The sequence below is a fragment of the Pseudomonas syringae pv. coryli str. NCPPB 4273 genome (assembly GCF_000972175.1).
In the GTDB taxonomy this organism is placed as follows: domain Bacteria; phylum Pseudomonadota; class Gammaproteobacteria; order Pseudomonadales; family Pseudomonadaceae; genus Aquipseudomonas; species Aquipseudomonas syringae.
The window spans coordinates 93,919-111,151 of record NZ_AWQP01000004.1 but is presented as its reverse complement, the minus strand read 5'-3'; the positions used below and the strand labels follow the sequence as shown (position 1 = coordinate 111,151).

General features: G+C 60.0%; 15 protein-coding genes and 1 tRNA gene. 12 read left to right on the top strand and 4 right to left on the bottom strand.

The features are described 5' to 3' along the window. Window positions 1–101 precede the first annotated feature (101 nt). Complete coding sequence (locus P406_RS29305) at window positions 102–332, bottom strand: hypothetical protein (RefSeq protein WP_162234410.1); 231 nt, start codon at window positions 330–332, stop codon at window positions 102–104. Between P406_RS29305 and P406_RS02375 the strand changes: the two genes are divergently transcribed. The 3 genes from P406_RS02375 to P406_RS02365 are packed head-to-tail and all read left to right on the top strand — an operon-like array spanning window position 331 to window position 3,406. Then, the gene (locus tag P406_RS02375; RefSeq protein WP_046235212.1) at window positions 331–1,545 is read left to right on the top strand and encodes an SfnB family sulfur acquisition oxidoreductase; all 1,215 of its coding nucleotides are present in this window, start codon (window positions 331–333) and stop codon (window positions 1,543–1,545) included. The genes P406_RS29305 and P406_RS02375 overlap by 2 nt on opposite strands. A gap of 15 nt (window positions 1,546–1,560) precedes the next feature. Then, window positions 1,561–2,001 carry an acyl-CoA dehydrogenase gene (locus tag P406_RS02370; RefSeq protein WP_046235211.1) on the top strand — a complete coding sequence of 147 codons (441 nt, stop codon included), beginning with the start codon at window positions 1,561–1,563 and terminating at the stop codon, window positions 1,999–2,001. Between the two features lie 4 nt (window positions 2,002–2,005). Beyond that, window positions 2,006–3,406 carry an LLM class flavin-dependent oxidoreductase gene (locus P406_RS02365; protein WP_046235210.1) on the top strand — a complete coding sequence of 467 codons (1,401 nt, stop codon included), beginning with the start codon at window positions 2,006–2,008 and terminating at the stop codon, window positions 3,404–3,406. 134 nt (window positions 3,407–3,540) lie between these two features. On the opposite strand, the gene P406_RS02360 is transcribed toward P406_RS02365, so the two are convergent. Together P406_RS02360 and baeS are read right to left on the bottom strand one after the other, a co-directional pair. Continuing rightward, window positions 3,541–4,224, bottom strand: a complete 684-nt coding sequence (locus P406_RS02360) for a response regulator (RefSeq protein ID WP_003314799.1) — start codon at window positions 4,222–4,224, stop codon at window positions 3,541–3,543. Next, window positions 4,221–5,612: a sensor histidine kinase efflux regulator BaeS gene (gene baeS / locus P406_RS02355; protein ID WP_046235209.1), complete on the bottom strand. Its 1,392-nt coding sequence runs from the start codon at window positions 5,610–5,612 to the stop codon at window positions 4,221–4,223. Before baeS ends, P406_RS02360 begins: the two co-directional genes overlap by 4 nt. Before the next feature lie 144 nt (window positions 5,613–5,756). Here baeS and P406_RS02350 point away from each other — a divergent pair, with 144 nt between their 5' ends. The 6 genes from P406_RS02350 to P406_RS02325 all read left to right on the top strand — a co-directional run bounded on the left by P406_RS02350 (window position 5,757) and on the right by P406_RS02325 (window position 14,185). Continuing rightward, window positions 5,757–6,959: an efflux RND transporter periplasmic adaptor subunit gene (locus tag P406_RS02350; protein WP_046235208.1), complete on the top strand. Its 1,203-nt coding sequence runs from the start codon at window positions 5,757–5,759 to the stop codon at window positions 6,957–6,959. 2 nt (window positions 6,960–6,961) lie between these two features. After that, the gene (locus tag P406_RS02345) at window positions 6,962–10,108 is read left to right on the top strand and encodes an efflux RND transporter permease subunit (protein WP_003410805.1); all 3,147 of its coding nucleotides are present in this window, start codon (window positions 6,962–6,964) and stop codon (window positions 10,106–10,108) included. Continuing rightward, a complete protein-coding gene (locus tag P406_RS02340; protein WP_046235207.1) occupies window positions 10,108–11,514 on the top strand; it encodes an efflux transporter outer membrane subunit in 1,407 nt (468 codons plus the stop codon). The genes P406_RS02345 and P406_RS02340 overlap by 1 nt, the downstream gene beginning before the upstream one ends. A 117-nt stretch (window positions 11,515–11,631) precedes the next feature. Continuing rightward, window positions 11,632–13,371 (top strand): tannase/feruloyl esterase family alpha/beta hydrolase, encoded by a 1,740-nt coding sequence (locus tag P406_RS02335; RefSeq protein ID WP_046235206.1) that lies wholly within the window; start codon window positions 11,632–11,634, stop codon window positions 13,369–13,371. A gap of 200 nt (window positions 13,372–13,571) precedes the next feature. Beyond that, window positions 13,572–13,645: transfer RNA gene (locus P406_RS02330), tRNA-Cys, on the top strand. Window positions 13,646–13,894: 249 nt separating this feature from the next. After that, a complete protein-coding gene (locus P406_RS02325; protein ID WP_032698585.1) occupies window positions 13,895–14,185 on the top strand; it encodes a hypothetical protein in 291 nt (96 codons plus the stop codon). Window positions 14,186–14,339: 154 nt separating this feature from the next. Here P406_RS02325 and P406_RS02320 read toward each other — a convergent pair whose 3' ends face one another. After that, a complete protein-coding gene (locus P406_RS02320) occupies window positions 14,340–14,717 on the bottom strand; it encodes a YceK/YidQ family lipoprotein (RefSeq protein WP_003410800.1) in 378 nt (125 codons plus the stop codon). A gap of 179 nt (window positions 14,718–14,896) precedes the next feature. Here P406_RS02320 and P406_RS02315 point away from each other — a divergent pair, with 179 nt between their 5' ends. The 3 genes from P406_RS02315 to P406_RS02305 all read left to right on the top strand — a co-directional run bounded on the left by P406_RS02315 (window position 14,897) and on the right by P406_RS02305 (window position 17,164). Continuing rightward, window positions 14,897–15,535, top strand: a complete 639-nt coding sequence (locus P406_RS02315) for a cysteine hydrolase family protein (protein ID WP_046235205.1) — start codon at window positions 14,897–14,899, stop codon at window positions 15,533–15,535. A gap of 227 nt (window positions 15,536–15,762) precedes the next feature. Further along, window positions 15,763–16,776: an isopenicillin N synthase family dioxygenase gene (locus P406_RS02310; RefSeq protein ID WP_046235204.1), complete on the top strand. Its 1,014-nt coding sequence runs from the start codon at window positions 15,763–15,765 to the stop codon at window positions 16,774–16,776. Between the two features lies 1 nt (window position 16,777). Next, complete coding sequence (locus P406_RS02305; protein WP_046235203.1) at window positions 16,778–17,164, top strand: VOC family protein; 387 nt, start codon at window positions 16,778–16,780, stop codon at window positions 17,162–17,164. The last annotated feature ends 69 nt before the right edge of the window (window positions 17,165–17,233 follow it).

Sequence of the window (17,233 nt, the reverse complement as noted above, 5' to 3'; positions counted from 1 at the left end):
TTATCATTTATTTTTGGTGAGATGTTTTTCTTGTTGGTCAGCCAACAGTGGCATGAGCGCTGGTTGGCAAATCCCACCGCGTCGTCAGCCACGTCGGCAGCTCATGAGCCCTGAAATACCTGTGTCTGCGCTGGATGCGCTGCGAGTGCGCCGCTGTTCGGCCAGCAACAGCGTTCGAACATTTTGCGCTGCAGGGTGCGGCCATTCGTGAGCGTTACTTCGCAACTTAATGTTTTTAAAGGGAAATATTTTTCGGCACGGGCTGTGCAATGTTCAGGTTCAAGCGTGTTGAGTGTTTTCAACCTGTCGCCAACGAGCAGGAGCCTGTCCATGAGTTTTCCTTCCTCCCTTTCAACTGCCGCACCTCCCGCAGCGCACATCATTGGCTCGGACGCCGAAGCCATCGAAGTGGCCAGGGCACTGGCCGGTCGCTTCGCTGAAGAAGCTTCAGTGCGTGATCGCGAACGGCGTCTGCCAGTCGCCGAGCTGGATGAGTTCTCCGCCAGCGGCCTGTGGGCCATTACCGTACCCAAGGCCTACGGCGGTGCCGGCGTTTCCTATGTCACCGTCGCGGAAGTGATCAAGCTTGTTTCTGCCGCCGACCCTTCACTCGGGCAAATCCCGCAGAACCACCTGGGCGTGCTCGATATTCTCTTGCAGACCGGCACCGAGGAGCAGAAACGCCACTACTTCGGCAAGGCGCTGGCCGGCTACCGCTTCGGCAATGCGTTCTCCGAGTCGAAAAGCAAGAACGCCGGCGCCTTTCAGACCCGGATTCGCTTCGAGGGCGAGCACGCGGTGCTGGACGGCGAAAAGTTCTACTGCACCGGCGCCCTGTTCGCGCACATCGTGCCGGTTTCCGGCGTCAACGAGCTGAATCAGGCGTTCATCGCCTTCGTCGAACGCGACAATCCGGGCCTGACCATCATCGATAACTGGGACGGTTTCGGGCAGCGCACCACGGCCAGCGGCGGGGCTGTTTTAAAAGCCGTTCGCGTACCCTCGAGTGCGGTGATCCCGGCGCATCGTGCTTTCGACGAACCGACTGCCCATGGGCCGATTTCGCAGATCATTCAGGCGGCGGTGGACACCGGCATTGCTCACGGCGCGTTCGAGGAAACCCTGAAGCACGCCCGGCTGGCCCGACCATGGATCGACAGCAAGCAGGATTTCGGCTGGCAGGACCCGTTCAGCATTGCCGCCATCGGTGATTTGCAGTGGCGCTTGCACGGCACCGACGCGATCCTCGCCAAAGCCGGGCAGGCCATCGACCATGCTTTGGCCGAACCCAGTGAAGCTAGCGTCGCGCAGGCCTCGGTGATCGTCGCCCAGGCCAAGGTGCTGTCGGCGCAGATTGCCTTGCTCGCCAGCACCCAGCTGTTCGAACTGGCCGGCACCCGCTCGGTGCTCGGCAAACTCAATCTCGACCGTTACTGGCGCAACGCGCGCACCCACACGCTGCATGACCCGGCGCGCTGGAAATACCACCTGATCGGCAATCAGGTGCTCAACGGTATTGCACCGCCACGTCACGCCTGGAACTGATCAAGGAGTACGCCCATGACGCATCCCGTAATTACCGCACAACTGGCGGTCGCCACCGAAGACCTTGATCAGGCGCGCCAAGGCCTGCGCCACACCCTCGATTACCTGCGTGAGCACGGTCGGCCGTGGTCGCTCAGTGGTCTGCAGCGTGTGGTCGATGACCCTTATGTGATCAGCAAGGTCGGGGACCTGCAGATTCGTCTGGACGTCGCCGCCGCGCTGCTGGAGCGCGCCGGGCGTCTGGACGCTTCGGCCGAGCAACGCCTGATCGCCAGCAGCGAGGCGGTCATTGCCAGCGCCGAGGCTTTGCAGGCGGTGGGCAACATTCAATACGAATTGACCGGGCAGCGCTCGTCATTGCCAGCTCCGGCCGGTCGTGAGCCGCTGCGCTGGCACTATCAGGTTATCGGCAATCAACGCCTCAACGGCGTGGTTCCGCCACAGCTTCAGGAGTAAGTGCATGCCTCGCCAAATCCGCCTCAATGCGTTTGACATGAACTGCGTCGGCCATCAATCGCCGGGCCTCTGGGCGCATCCGCGTGACCGCTCCTGGCAGTACAAGGACCTCGAGTACTGGACCGATCTGGCGAAAATTCTCGAACGCGGCAAGTTCGATGGTTTGTTCATTGCCGATGTACTGGGTATTTACGACGTGTATCGCGGCAACGGCGAGGCGGCGATTCGCCAGGCCACTCAGGTGCCGGTCAACGACCCGTTGCAGCTCATCCCGCCCATGGCGCTGGTGACCGAACACCTGGGCTTCGGCCTGACCGCGTCGCTGTCGTTCGAACATCCCTATCCGTTTGCCCGTCGCCTGTCGACGCTGGATCACCTGACCAAGGGGCGCGCAGGCTGGAATATCGTCACCTCCTATCTGGAAAGCGGCGCGAAGAACCTGGGTCAGAAAACCCTCACCGAACACGACGCGCGCTACGACTACGCGGAGGAGTATCTGGAGGTGTGTTACAAACTCTGGGAAGGCAGCTGGGAAGACGGCGCGATTCTGCGTGACCGGGAGCGCCGGGTATTCAGTGATCCGAGCAAAATCCACGAGATTCGCCATGTCGGCAAACACTTCCAGGTGCCTGGCATCCACTTGTGCGAGCCGTCGCCGCAACGCACGCCTGTGCTCTATCAGGCTGGCGCTTCAAGCCGCGGCAAGCAGTTCGCCGCCGAGCACGCCGAATGCGTTTTCGTTGCAGCGCCCTCGAAAGTCCTGCTGAAAAAGACTGTGGCCGATATCCGCCGGCGCACCGCAGAGGCGGGTCGCGACCCGTCCAAGGTGCTGATTTTCAATTTGCAGACGGTGATCGTCGGCGAGACGGATGCCAAGGCCAGGGCCAAATTCGAGGAATACAAAAGCTGGGTCAGCTATGAGGGCGCGATGGCGTTGATTTCCGGCTGGACCGGCATCGACTTCAGCCAGTTCAAGCCCGACGAACCCCTGCGCCACGTTCACACCAATGCCATTCAGTCGGCCGTCGAGACCTTTTCCACGGCAGACCCGAACACTATATGGACGCCGCAGGCACTGGCCGATTGGGTCGGCATCGGTGGCTTCGGCCCGCTGTTTGTCGGCAGCCCGGAAACCGTGGCCGACCTGTTGCAGGAGTGGGTTGAAGAAACCGACGTCGACGGGTTCAACCTGGCGTATGCGCTGACCCATGAAACCTTCATCGATGCGGTCGAGCTGTTGGTGCCGGAGCTTCAGAAACGCGGCGTCTACAAGACCGAATACGCCAGGGGCACGTTGCGCGAAAAGCTGTTTGGCGATGGGCCGCGCCTGGAAGCGGGGCATCCGGGTGCCGTATTCCGCGACCTGGCTGCGCTGCAGCGCAACCGGCAAACGGAAAGTGCCTGAAGTGTGATGACTGTCGTCGCGCAGGCGGCGCGGCGCAGATTTGTGACGAGGAGCGTCACGACCGGCATTCCCACGCGGGAGCGTGAGGAACGATAGTCCTGTAACTATCGTGCCCATGCTCCGCACAGTACCGGTCACAACTCCAGCTTGTAACCTACCCCGTACAGCGACTGGATCGGGTCCTGACCCGGGCAGGCCTGTTCCAGTTTGCGGCGCAGGTTGCGGATGTGGCTGTCCACGGTGCGGTCGGTCACTACGCGGTGATCCGAGTAGAGCCTGTCCAGCAAGTGGTCACGGGAGAAGACCCGGCCCGGTGAGCGGGCGAAGGTCGCCAGCAGACGCAGTTCCACCGGGGTCAGGTCCAGGGTGACCCCGTTGAACGAGGCCTGGTAGTGCGCTTCGTCCACCTGCAAACCCTTGGGCGTGTGCGTCTCGCTGGAGGAGCTGCGACGCAGGATGGCTTTGACGCGAGCGACCATCTCACGGGGGCTGAACGGTTTGCAGATGTAGTCGTCGGCACCGAGGTCCAGGCCGAGCAATCGGTCGATTTCCTCGACGCGTGCGGTGATCATCACAATGGGCACGTCGCTGAAGCTGCGCAGTTCCTTGCAGATGTCCATGCCATCGCGGCCAGGCAGCATGATGTCGAGCAGGATCAGTTGTGGCGCGTTCGCTCGGACAGCGGGCACAACGTCTAGCCCGTTACTCAGGCAGTGGGTCGAATAGCCGGCCGCGATCAGATAGTCGCGCATCAGCGACGCCAGCTTGGGCTCGTCTTCGACAATGAGAATCGGTGTTTCGAGGCTGGCAGCGGTCATGGGCGCAGGTGTCCTGGCAGGCACAGGGTCAGCCAGAGGCCGCCTGTGGGCGAGTGGTTGGCGCTCAGGCTGCCGCCGTGGGCGAGGGCGATGCTGTGACAGATCGCCAACCCCAGACCCGCACCGCCGCTGGCGCGGTTACGTGAAGTTTCACCGCGATAGAAACGTTCGAACAGTCTGGGCAGTTGCTGCGGGTCGACGCCGGGTCCGGAATCCATCACATCGACGCGCACTTCATCACCCTGCAATGCCGCACGCACGTGCACTGTGCCACCGGCATCGGTGTAGCGCACCGAGTTTTCCAGAAGGTTGCTGATCAATTGCTGCAGGCGTCCTGGGTCTGCGTGCACCGGTAGAGCTCCGCCAGCAAGCTCCAGCTGCAAATGCAACTGACGGGCTGCGCAACGCTCTTCGAACATGTCAGTGATATTCGTCAGCAGCTCCGCCAGATCACAGTCGACCTTGCGGTAGGTCAGGGCGCCCACATCCGCCAGGGACAGCTCATACAGATCATCCACCAGCTTGCTGAGCATGCCGACTTCGCCCTGCAGGGACTTCATCGACGCCTGATCCAGTGTGCGCACGCCATCCTCGATGGCTTCCAGTTCGCCACGCAGGACCGACAGCGGGGTGCGCAGCTCATGGGACACGTCGGCCATGAATTCGCGGCGCATCTTCTCATTGCGCTCCAGGGTGTACGCCAGCTGGTTGAAGTCGCGCGCCAGTTGACCGACCTCGTCGTTCGAGGAAACCGCCACGCGGCTGGCGTATTCACCTGCGGCAAGGCGATGGGTTGCCGCGGCCACACGCTTGACCGGATCGAGCAGGGTGCGCGCGATCCACCAGGCAATCAGCACCGCCAGCAGCAGCGACAGCACACCCATCGCCAGGCTGGCGCGCAACTGGTACTGCTGAAAGCGCTCGCCACCGGCTTCGCTGACACTTTGAAAGGGCGTGACCGCCATCCAGCCGACGATTTTGCCGTCGACTTCCACCGGGCGCATGAACTCATCGTCATGGACCCCTGGAAAGCCCATCACCAGGTTCTTCTGCGCATCCAGCAGCGCGATCCGGAACACCGCTCCGGTCAGGTCGGAGGTAGGCGGTGTCGCCAGCCCGGGGATGGCGAAATCCTGCGCCGGCTCCGGACGCATCACTTCGAACCAGCGATCCTTGTTGTCACGCATGAATTCCCAACTGCCTTCGCGCGCATAGGCGGCGGCCAGCCGTGGCAGGACCGGCGACATGCGCTGCATGGCCTGTTCGTTGAGGTAACCCAGAAAGCCGCGGGCAAAACTCCAGTTCGCGGTCAGGCCCATGATCAGGATCACTGACAGTACGCTGGCCAGTACCGCGACAAACAGTTTGGTGGAGATGCTCGATTTCATGAAGGCTCGGGGTTTCCCTGAAGACGGCGTCCATTTAGGCCTTCGCGACGGCAAGTTTCAAGTCAACGCGGCAATCTTCAATTTTCCTGCACATTTGCCTCGCACTCTGACGTCAGGCTTTCGCCACAACGTCCTGAGGCAATCATGTCGAGCAAGATTTTCGCCAAATACCTGATGACTTTGACCTTTGTCATCTACGCAGCCCTTATCGGTCTTCTGAGCGGTTGTTCAGACGGCAATGCGCCGCCTGCTGCGGAGAAACCGACCGTGTCGGTGGTCACCGTCAAACCGCGCAGCCAATCGCTGACCACCGAGCTGGCGGGGCGCACCAAAGCGTTCATGGTTGCCGAGATACGGCCTCAGGTCAGTGGCATCGTGCAGCAGCGACTGTTCGTCGAAGGCGCCGAAATCAAGGCTGGTCAGCCGTTGTACCAACTCGACAGCGCGACCTACCAGGCGGCTCTGGCAGAGTCGCAGGCCACGCTCGCCAAGTCCCGTGCCACGCTCAAGTCCGCACAGGCCACCGCCAAACGCGATGTGCAACTGGCCAGGATCGACGCCATCAGCCAGCAGGATAAAGAAGACGCCGAGGCCAGCCTGCTGACTGCTGCCGCCGAGGTGAAAGTGGCGGAGGCCGATGTGCAGACCGCACGCATCAATCTGGCTTACACACGGATTACCGCGCCTATCAGCGGCCGCATCGAGACCTCGACGGTGACCCCCGGTGCATTGGTGGTGGCCCAGCAGGACACCGCGCTGACCACGGTTCAGCAGCTCGACCCGATTTACGTCGATGTCACCCAGTCCACCACCGAGTTGCTGCGTCTCAAGCGCGACCTGGCCAGCGGCAAGCTGCAAACCAACAGCGACGGGGAAGCTCGAATCACCCTCAAGCTGGATGACGGCAGCACCTACAACCAGGAAGGCCGCCTACAATTCAGCGGCGTCAGCGTCAATGAAGGCACCGGCACGGTGACGCTGCGTGCCAGCTTTGCCAATCCGGAGCGGCTGTTGCTGCCTGGCATGTACGTGGTGGCGGTGCTGGAACAGGCGCAGGATCAGAATGCCATCCTGATACCTCAAAAGGCCGTCACCCGCAGTGCCAGTGGTCAGACCACGGTGTTGCTGGTGATTGACGGCAAGATCGAGCAGCGGGTGATCAGCGTCGACCGCACGGTGGGCAACCAGTGGTGGGTGAGCAGCGGGCTCAAGGCCAATGATCAGGTGGTGGTCGAAGGCGGACAGAAAACCCCGGTAGGCACCGAGGTTACCGTGCAGAGCGCTGACAACGCCGATTCGCCAGCGTCTGGTACTGCGGCCACTGCCGCTACCGTGAAGGAGGGCTGAACATGGCTCGTTTCTTCATTGATCGGCCCATCTTCGCCTGGGTCATTGCCATCTGCATCATGTTTGCCGGTGGGCTGTCCATCAGCCAGCTGCCACTTGAGCAATACCCCAATATCGCGCCGCCGACGGTAAAGATCTCCGCCACCTACACTGGCGCATCGGCCAAGACCGTCGAAGACTCCGTCACCCAGGTCATCGAGCAGCAGATGAAGGGGCTGGACCGGCTGACTTATATGTCTGCCTCCAGTAGCTCTGCGGGCAGTGCGAGCATCAGCCTGACCTTCGCCGCAGGCACCGACCCTGACGTGGCGCAGATGCAGGTGCAGAACAAGCTGCAGCAGGCCGAATCGCGCCTGCCGCAAAGCGTGCAGAGCGAAGGCTTGACGGTGACCAAGGGCAGTTCCGACTTCCTGATGCTGGTCGCCCTGGCCTCCGATAACGAAAGCGTCACCGGCACGCAGATCGGTGATTACATTTCCAGCACGCTGCTCGATCAACTGAGCCGTGTGGATGGTGTCGGCGACGTGCAGACCCTGGGGTCGGGGTACGCGATGCGTATCTGGCTGGACCCGGCGAAGATGGAAAAGTACTCACTGATGCCCTCCGACATCAGCTCGGCCCTGGAGGCGCAGAACACCGAGGTCTCGGCAGGCCAGTTGGGGGCCTTGCCCGCGGTGGAAGGTCAGCAGTTGAATGCGACCATCAGTGCCCGCAGCAAGCTGCAGACGCCCGAGCAGTTCGAGAACGTGGTCGTCAAATCTTCCAGTGACGGCGCGGTCGTGCTCTTGCGCGATGTGGCGCGGGTGGAGTTGGGCAGCGAAAGCTATGACATCAACTCGGCGCTCAATGGCAGGCCTGCTGCGGCGATGGGTATTCAGCTGGCCTCAGGCGCAAACGCGCTGAGCGTTGGTGAAGCGATCAAGGCCAAGCTCAAGGAACTCGAACCGTTCTACCCCGCGCAAATGCAACTGAAAACAGTCATTGCCTATGACACCACGCCATTCGTGAGCCTGTCGATCAAGGAGGTGGTGAAGTCGCTGGGTGAGGCGATCGCGCTGGTGGTGCTGATCATGTTTCTGTTCATGCAGAACCTGCGTGCCACGCTGATTCCGGCGATTACCGTGCCGGTGGTGCTGCTGGGCACGTTCGGCGTGCTGGCGCTGTTCGGCTATTCGATCAACACGCTGACCATGTTCGCGATGGTCCTGGCCATCGGCCTGCTGGTCGACGATGCCATTGTGGTGGTGGAAAACGTCGAGCGGGTCATGGGCGAAGAGCACCTGAGCCCGCTGGAGGCGACCCGCAAATCAATGGATGAAATTACCAGCGCGCTGATCGGTATCGCGCTGGTGCTGAGCGCCGTGTTCATTCCGATGGCCTTTTTCAGCGGTTCCACCGGGATTATCTACCGGCAGTTTTCGGTGACAATCGTTTCGGCCATGCTGCTCTCGGTGCTGGTTGCAATGACCCTGACGCCAGCGTTGTGCGCAACGATGCTCAAAGCCTCGGATGCGCAACTGCACGCAAAGCGCGGTGGCTTTTTCGGCTGGTTCAACCGCACGTTCGACCGCAGCGCCGATCGCTATCAGCGAGGCGTGGGCGGAGTCATCGAACATCGCGGACGGGGCCTGCTGGTGTATGCGCTGGTGCTGGTGGTCATGGCGGTGGGTTACGTCAGCCTGCCCACCTCGTTCCTGCCGGATGAAGACCAGGGCGCGCTGATGGCGCAGATCCAGCTGCCGGTGGGCGCTACCGACAGCCGTACGCAGGCGGTAATGCGGCAGTTCGAGGCTTACATGCTCAAACAGCCGGAAGTCGAGGCGTTGATCAGCATTTCCGGGCTGGGGATGGGCGGTAACAGTCAGAACACCGCCAGGGCGTTCATCAAGCTCAAGGACTGGAGCGAGCGGTCCGGCAAGGAGCAGGGTGCGGCGCAGGTAGCACAGCGCGCGACGCTGGCCCTGGCGAGCATCGGCGACGCCAGCGTGTTTGTCATGCAGCCGCCTGCGGTACGTGGCCTGGGGCAGAGTTCGGGGTTCGACGTGCAACTCAAGGACCTTGGCGGTGTGGGGCATGAGGCACTGGTGGCGGCACGCGAGCAGTTTATCGAGCTGGCGAGAAAGGACTCGAGCATGCTGGGCGTGCGCAGCAACGGCCTGGACGACACTCCGCAGTTGAAAGTGACCATCGACGACCGCAAGGCCGGAGCGCTGAGCCTGTCCACCAGTGACATCAACTCGACCCTGTCCACTGCGCTGGGCGGCAGCTACATCAATGACTTCCTCAATCAGGGGCGAGTGAAGAAAGTCTATGTGCAGGGCGAGGCTGCTTCGCGCATGCAATCAGCCGATCTGGACCATTGGTTCGTGCGCAACAGCAATGACGAAATGGTCCCGTTCTCGTCGTTCGCCAGCAGCAGCTGGAGCTATGGTTCGCCGTTGCTGGAGCGTTACAACGGCAGCTCGTCACTTGAAGTGGTGGGCGATCCTGCGCCAGGTGTCAGCTCGGGCACGGCAATGGATGCCGTTGAAGCCATCATCAAGCAACTTCCCGAAGGCATCGGTTACGAGTGGACCGGGCAGTCCTACCAACTGCGCCTGTCCGGCTCCCAGGCGCCAATGCTCTACGCCATTTCAGTGCTGTTCGTGTTTCTCTGCCTTGCAGCCTTGTACGAGAGCTGGTCGGTGCCGTTCTCGGTCATGCTCGTGGTGCCGCTGGGTGTGGTCGGCGCGGTACTGGCGACGCGGATCAGTGGCTTGAGCAATGACGTGTACTTTCAGGTGGGCTTGCTGACCACGGTGGGACTGGCGGCGAAAAACGCGATCCTGATCGTCGAGTTCGCCAAACATCTTCAGGAACAGGGCAAAAGCCTGCATGAAGCGACCCTTCTTGCCGCCCGGCAACGACTGCGTCCGATTCTGATGACTTCGCTGGCGTTCATGTTCGGTGTGCTGCCGCTGGCCCTCAGCAGCGGTGCAGGCTCGGCCGGGCGTAACGCGATCGGCACGGGCGTACTGGGCGGCATGTTCAGCGCCACCGTGCTGGGGATTTTCCTGGTGCCGCTGTTCTTCGTGGAAGTGCGTCGCCGCTTCAGTCGTTCGTCAGGCAATGCTCCGGCGGCTCAACCCACATCTACAGGTGAAGCATGATGCGTCTCTTCTGGCCTTCACTGGCTGTCACGGCGCTGCTTGCGGGCTGCGTCAACCTGGCCCCGGATTACCAGCGCCCTGAAGCGCCGGTTTCAAGCCAATGGCTGCCAGCGACGGCTGGCCAACCGGCTGCGTCGGGCAGTGTGCCCACGGATATTGAATGGCAGAATTTTTTCATCGATAACCGCCTGGTGCGCCTGCAGAACCTGGCGCTGGTGAATAACCGCGACCTGCGCCTGGCCAGCCTCAACGTCGAGAAAGCGCAGGCGCAATATCGCATCGAGCGAGCGGCGAGCCTGCCGACCATTGATGCCAGTGGCAGCGGCACGCATACACGCACGCCGTCATCGACCTCGATGACCGGAAAGTCGTCGATCAGCCACGAGTACAGCGCGCAGTTGGGCTTGAGCAGCTATGAGCTGGATGTGTTCGGGCGTATCCAGAACCTTCAGGACGAAGCGCTCGAGGATTACCTGGCCTTGACCGAAACACGGCGCAGTACGCAGATCAGCCTGATCGCCGAAGTGGCAACCGGCTGGCTGACCCTGGCCGCCGACAACCAGCTTTTGAAACTTGCCGAAGACACGCTGGCCAGCCAGCAGAAAAGCTACGACCTGACCAGAAACAGTCATGCGCTGGGCGGTTCTTCCGGGCTGGAAGTGGCCCAGGCGCAGACAACGGTCGAATCGGCGAGGGGCGATGTGGCGCAATATAAAAGCCAGATTCTTCAGGACCGCAACGCCTTGCGCCTGCTGGTCGGCAGCGATCTGCCGGAGGAGCTGCTGCCCGATGCCGACATGCAGTCGGTGGCGCGATTGGTGCAGGTGCCGGATGGCCTGCCTTCCAGCCTCCTGCAACGTCGCCCGGACGTGCTGAGTGCCGAACACACACTCAAAGCCGCGAACATTGATATCGGTGCAGCGCGTGCGGCGTTCTTCCCCAGTATCACCCTGACTGCCAGTGCAGGCTCTTCCAGCACCAGCCTCTCAGGTCTGTTCAAGTCCGGAACCGGCGCGTGGAGCTTTGCGCCAAGTATCAGCGTGCCGATTTTCGACGGCGGCGCCAATCGGGCCACGCTTGACTCGGCCAAGGTCGAGAACCAGATCCAGATTCAGACCTATCAGCAGACGATCCAGACTGCATTCAAGGAAGTGGCCGATGCCTTGGCGGTGCGCAGCACGCTGGATGAGCGGCTTGCCGCGCAGCAGGCCTACACCGATGCCAGTCGTAGAAGCTACGAACTGGCCGACGCCCTGTACCGCGGCGGGTCGCAGAGTTATCTGGAGGCACTCGAGTCGCAACGCTCGCTGTACAGTGCCGAGCAGGACCTGATTTCCCTGCGCCTGACAGAGCAAAGCAACCGGGTCACGCTCTACAAGGTCATGGGCGGCGGATGGAATCGGTGATGGTATTTTCTACTAGCCTTTGAATAATCGCCGGGCTTAAACGTTTTACCCTTGCCCACAGTGCGGCCATTTGCAGGTTCGCACTGTGGTTTTGATCCTTCATGAACAGGAGTTCTCATGAAACCCTCCCAGCCGAAGTACGCCCACGCCTTGTTGCTGCTGGTCACTTCACTCAGCATTCAGACGCCGGCTCTGGCCCGTATGGCATCCGCGGCGACCGCCGACAATACAGCCCGGCTTGCAGTGGTCAAACCGGTCAGCAGCTGTGCTGCACTGAGCAGCGTGGAACTCAGTGACATCGGCGGGCAGGGCAGTCGTGTGCTGGCGGCCAGTGAGTCGACCCGTGATGGTATTGCGGTGTGCGCCGTGGAAGGCCAGCTGGCGCCGCAGATCAACTTCAGGCTTGAGCTGCCAACCGGCACCTGGGAGCAGCGTTACCTGCAAGTCGGCTGCGGCGGGTTATGTGGCAACGTCAACTCGACCGTGCGCGCCGCTGATGGCTGCACATCCCTGAGTACTGGCGCATTCGCGGTGGCCTCCACCGACATGGGCCATCAGGCGGCAGACGAGCATTTTGGCGATGACCCGCAAAAGCGCGCCGATTTTGCCCATCGTGGTGTGCACCTCACTGCGCTGGCCTCGAAGAAACTGATAGCCGCGTTCTATGGCCGCAAAGCAGAATACGCCTACTTCAGTGGCTGCTCGGACGGCGGTCGCGAGGCGTTGATCGAAGCACAGCGTTACCCGGACGATTTCGACGGCATCATTGCCGGAGCCCCGGCGCTCAACTTTCAAGTGCAGAAAACCCTGTATCACGGCTGGATGGCGCGCTCCAACCGCGGCGCAGACGGCAAGCCTATCCTGCTCGCCTCACGACTGCCGTTGCTGCACAAGGCCGTACTTGACCAATGCGATGTGCTGGACGGACAGATTGACGGCCTGATAGCGGATCCGCGTATCTGCCACTTCGATCCCGCCGCGCTGCAATGCAAGGCGTCGGCCGACCCCGACACGTGCCTGAGCGCAGAGGAGGTGGCCACGGTCAGGCGCTTTTACGAAGGCCCGAAAGACGCTGCCAGTGGCGAGCGGTTGACCCTGGGCGGCCCGCAGCCGGGCTCGGAACTGGCCTGGGCTGGCGTGTTCGTGCCGGTTAGCGCCGATCAGACTGTGTACAGCGAAAAGGCCGCGCTGGAGGCCATTCGCAATGTCGTGTTCGAGAAGAACCCGCCTGCAAGTTTCGATTTGAATGCGCTGGACTTCGACACGAAAACCTTTGACCAGCTACGCCCGCTGCATGCGCTGTACGACGCCACCAATCCCGATCTCTCGCCATTCGCCAGCCGCGGCGGCAAGCTGATCCTCTGGCACGGCTGGGCCGACCCGAACGTCTCACCGCTCAACACCCTGGCGTATCACGAGGCGCTTGAGGCTGAGATGGGCAAGAGCCGCACCGAGGCGTTCTCGAGGCTGTACATGCTGCCCGGCGTTTATCACTGCGGCGGCGGGGAAGGGCCAAGCCTGGTCGATCTGCTGACACCGATCATGGCCTGGGTCGAAAAAAGCCGGGCCCCGGACGCCATCGTTGTCCGACAGGCAGGCCCCGACAAGGCCGGCAACAGGCAGAGACCGCTGGCACAGTCACTGCCGGCGTCCATGGTCAAGGAAAACGTGGGCAATCGCGGACGTACTCGCAAGGTCTTCCCGTACCCGTTCATGGCCGAGTACGACCACAAGGGCTACGCGAAAAACGCAAACAGCTACCAGCGCGCCCGGCCGCTGACCACGGAAAAAACACCACAATGGATGGGCAGCGGGTTCTTCAAACCGTATACGCCCCTGGAACATCAGGCGCAGTAGCGATTGCAGCGATACAGCGTGGGCGAATTATTTTCTCCTCGTTCTTGACATGGCATGCGAACCAGTACAGAATTGCGTCCATTCCTGAGCGAGGAATTGAAAAAAACCCTTTAGATTCAATGGGTTGGAAGCCAAAGAAATACAGGTTTCCCGCGAAATCAAAACACGTTTGATGTTCAAGTGAAGCATCTTTCGTTTGAGGCCGAGTAGCAAAATGGTTATGCAGCGGATTGCAAATCCGCCTACGCCGGTTCGATTCCGACCTCGGCCTCCACTATTCAAAGCCCCGCAGATTAACGTCTGCGGGGTTTTTTATTGGGCGCAGATTTGTATTTTTCCATCTGATCAGGACAACTCCGGGACACTGAAATCATTCATAGGCACCGCGCTCAGCCAGGAAAAGAACTGGCTCATACACGATTGGAAAGTGGCGCGAGTTGCTTGAGTGGTCTATTAATTTCATGTGTGTTTTAACGAGGGCTCAGCCTTGGTCGGTAGAATTTCTGATTCCGAACTTCATGAAATGCGGATTCGCAAGTTGCAGAACGACATCGCCGATTCAGAGCGTCTCGGGATGACTGTGAAATTCATGCACCTGTCCGCCCTGACGACCACCAGTCGGGAGCATCATATCGAACGACATGGCGAGTTATTCACGGGGCAGCAGATGCTCGATTGGTGGGCAGAAGGTGATAACCGCGTGCGCTGTCGATGCGCATGCACCCCGGTACTTCTGGACAGGCAGGGAAGGCCAATGACGCCTGACCTGATAGCCAATGCCAAAATGGAGTTGAAGAACTTCAAGGATTCCTGAGCTTTCGTTTGATGTTTTTTGCGCAATTGACACGTTTCTGCAGATCCGATTCCCACCTGTGCTCCCACCATTCAAAAGCCCCGCAGATTAACGTCTGCGGGGTTTTTTATCGGGCGCGATGAAAGTGATGGGTTCCGAAAGCCGAGCTCAGCCGCTATTTAAAGCGGCTTGCGTTGATGTAGCCGTATTGGTTTTGCTGATAAATCGTGTAGGGCAGGAGCAATGTATCTGCGATGCCTGATAAGCCCATGTCCAGTAAAACCCACTCAGGCGCATTGGTCTTCTGATAAGCACTACTCTGTTTGGGCTCGGCGTTCAGTTCACAGAAATCGAGCATAACTCCGCTGTAAACGCGCGGAATGGAGGAGCAATTTGATTTCCAGTCAGTGAGCTTTTCACCTGCGACGGAATCGGGTCTAAACGTGGTGTTGATCGTTCCGCATCCGGTCAAGGCAAGTGCCAGCAGTAGCATGCCATGGGTTTTCAGATGAAACCTGCCTGACGGTTTTTGCTCTACGAAACTCGGCTTCATAACAACGTTCCTTGTATTTTCGATGCGTTTAGGACGGCAGTTCAGGCGCATGAGGCACATACGTTGTAATGCCGCGTGAACGGTGCGCAGTCCTTCCCTGCTGATGCTATGGAGACCTACAGCACGATTATTGCTTGGCAAGGCTATCCAGCCTGTCAGGCTCAATCGAGGTAAGTCCCATGAGCAAACCCCTTGTCCGCTGGCCGATCGATCCGCGCAGAACGGCGGTCATCGTTGTAGACATGCAAAAAGTATTTTGTGAGCCCACCGGGGCGTTGTACGTAAAAAGTACTGCGGACATCATCCAGCCTATCCAGAAGCTGCTGCAAACCGCGCGGGCTGCGCAGGTGACGGTGGTTTATCTTCGCCATATCGTGCGCGGCGATGGTTCTGATACCGGGCGCATGCGTGATCTTTATCCGAATGTGGACCAGATACTGGCACGGCATGATCCGGACGTTGAGGTTATCGAAGCGCTCGCGCCTCGGCCCGGTGACGTGATTGTCGACAAGCTGTTTTACAGCGGCTTTCATAACACGGACCTGGACACCGTGCTGCGTGCGCGGGATGTCGATACGATCATTGTCTGCGGTACGGTCACCAATGTGTGTTGTGAAACCACGATCAGGGACGGGGTTCACCGAGAATACAAAGTCATCGCCCTGAGCGACGCGAGTGCTGCGATGGACTACCCGGACGTCGGGTTCGGCGCTGTTTCAGCCGAAGAGGTACAGCGAATATCGCTGACGACGATTGCCTATGAGTTCGGCGAGGTAACGACGACCGCCGACGTCATCGAGCGTATTGCAAGCGCCTGAAAACAGCGGGTCGAATGTGCGCAATTCTGGCCCGTTTTTTCATACCTGTGCATTCAAACCATGCGTTCTGTTTCAGACCATTTGATCCGGCTTTAACCGTCGAACCAGCTAACTGCTTGTATGAACGATGAATTCTTCCAGTGGCATGCTTTCTGCTCTTGCCTCGCTGATCTTCACCCTTGTAGGTGAGCCTTTTCAGCAGCGTGTCAGCGAGAGGAAACAGCCGTATGACTCTGCACTATGTGCCCATTATCAACCTGGCCCCTTATTTTTCAGAAGACCCGGACGGCAAGGCCGCTGTAGCCAAAGCAGTCAATCAGGCGTGCAGGGACATCGGGTTTCTGGTCATCACCGAGCATCAGATTCCCGGAGAGCTTATCGACAGGGTCTCGCGTTTGACCCGCCAATTCTTTGATTTGCCGCTGGCGGAAAAGCGCAAGGTAGATCGGCCCAGCCCGGAGATGGTGCGGGGGTACAGTGCGGTGGCCGAGGAGAGCCTTTCCTATTCTCTGGAGGAAAGTGCGCCGGGGGATCTCAAGGAGTCTTTCTCCATCGGGCCGAGCGATGTGCCGGATGAAGATTATTATCACAATGCCCAGGCCGGCTCGCACTTCGCACCGAATGTCTGGCCTGCGCAAAACCTGCTGCCCGGATTCAAGGAGGCTTATCAGGCCTATTTCGATGCCATGAGCGAGTTGGCTCAATCGTTGATGCGCCTGTTTGCCCTGGCATTGGAACTGGATGAGTGTTTTTTCGATGACAAGATCGACCGGCATATCAGCATGTTCCGCAGCCTGAGTTACCCGGATATCAAGACCGAAGTCGAGGCTGGTCAATTACGCGCGAGTGCGCATACCGACTACGGCAGTCTGACGATAGTGCGCCCTGATAACGCGCTGGGCGGCTTGCAAGTACGTAATCGTCAAGGCGAGTGGGTCGATGTGCCGTATGTCGAGAATGGTTTTGTGGTCAACATTGGCGATCTGATGATGCAGTGGACCAACGACCAGTGGATTTCCACGCTGCATCGAGTGGTCAACCCGCCGATGACCAGCGAGCAGGACAACCGTCGACAGTCTCTGGTGTTTTTCCACCAACCCAACTACGACACGTTGATTCAATGCCTGCCAGGCTGCCTGCAGCCTGGCGCCACGCCTCGGCATGCGCCGGTCACATCAGGCGATCATTTGCTGGCCAAGTTCGTCAAGCAGACCACTTTTGGCGGCAGCAAGGTGGCCTGATATGAACTCATTGTCTTACGTCAACGTGTTCGCGCAGGACATCGTCCGCCTGAGCACGTTCTACTCGAACCTGTTCGGCTTTCGCGAAATCGAGGCTATCAGGTCACCAATCTTTCGCGGGCTGGACACCGGCAAGTCCTGCATTGGTTTCAACGCACTGGATGCGTACAAGCTGCTTGGCCTGGAAGCGTTTGCAGGCAGCACGGGGTGCAGGTTTTTGCTGAACATCGACGTGTCCGACCAGGCCGAGGTGGACCGACTGGTGCCGCTGGCAGTGACGCAGGGCGCGAAACTGATCAAGGAACCGTACCTGACCTATTACAACTGGTATCAGGCCGTGCTGCTGGACCCTGAGCAGAACGTCTTTCGCATTAACGTGATGCTCTGAAACGCTGCTGCTGAGTATGGAGTGGCGAGCGGGCTGGTTTGGTTAGCTTCCCGCACGCCTGTTTCAGGG

Coding starts and splice junctions, on each gene's coding strand:
- P406_RS02375 (WP_046235212.1), top strand. CDS start 331: ATGAGTTTTCCTTCCTCCCTTTCAACTGCCGCACCTCCCGCAGCGCAC.
- P406_RS29305 (WP_162234410.1), bottom strand. CDS start 332: ATGGACAGGCTCCTGCTCGTTGGCGACAGGTTGAAAACACTCAACACG.
- P406_RS02370 (WP_046235211.1), top strand. CDS start 1,561: ATGACGCATCCCGTAATTACCGCACAACTGGCGGTCGCCACCGAAGAC.
- P406_RS02365 (WP_046235210.1), top strand. CDS start 2,006: ATGCCTCGCCAAATCCGCCTCAATGCGTTTGACATGAACTGCGTCGGC.
- P406_RS02360 (WP_003314799.1), bottom strand. CDS start 4,224: ATGACCGCTGCCAGCCTCGAAACACCGATTCTCATTGTCGAAGACGAG.
- baeS (WP_046235209.1), bottom strand. CDS start 5,612: ATGAAATCGAGCATCTCCACCAAACTGTTTGTCGCGGTACTGGCCAGC.
- P406_RS02350 (WP_046235208.1), top strand. CDS start 5,757: ATGTCGAGCAAGATTTTCGCCAAATACCTGATGACTTTGACCTTTGTC.
- P406_RS02345 (WP_003410805.1), top strand. CDS start 6,962: ATGGCTCGTTTCTTCATTGATCGGCCCATCTTCGCCTGGGTCATTGCC.
- P406_RS02340 (WP_046235207.1), top strand. CDS start 10,108: ATGCGTCTCTTCTGGCCTTCACTGGCTGTCACGGCGCTGCTTGCGGGC.
- P406_RS02335 (WP_046235206.1), top strand. CDS start 11,632: ATGAAACCCTCCCAGCCGAAGTACGCCCACGCCTTGTTGCTGCTGGTC.
- P406_RS02325 (WP_032698585.1), top strand. CDS start 13,895: ATGCGGATTCGCAAGTTGCAGAACGACATCGCCGATTCAGAGCGTCTC.
- P406_RS02320 (WP_003410800.1), bottom strand. CDS start 14,717: ATGAAGCCGAGTTTCGTAGAGCAAAAACCGTCAGGCAGGTTTCATCTG.
- P406_RS02315 (WP_046235205.1), top strand. CDS start 14,897: ATGAGCAAACCCCTTGTCCGCTGGCCGATCGATCCGCGCAGAACGGCG.
- P406_RS02310 (WP_046235204.1), top strand. CDS start 15,763: ATGACTCTGCACTATGTGCCCATTATCAACCTGGCCCCTTATTTTTCA.
- P406_RS02305 (WP_046235203.1), top strand. CDS start 16,778: ATGAACTCATTGTCTTACGTCAACGTGTTCGCGCAGGACATCGTCCGC.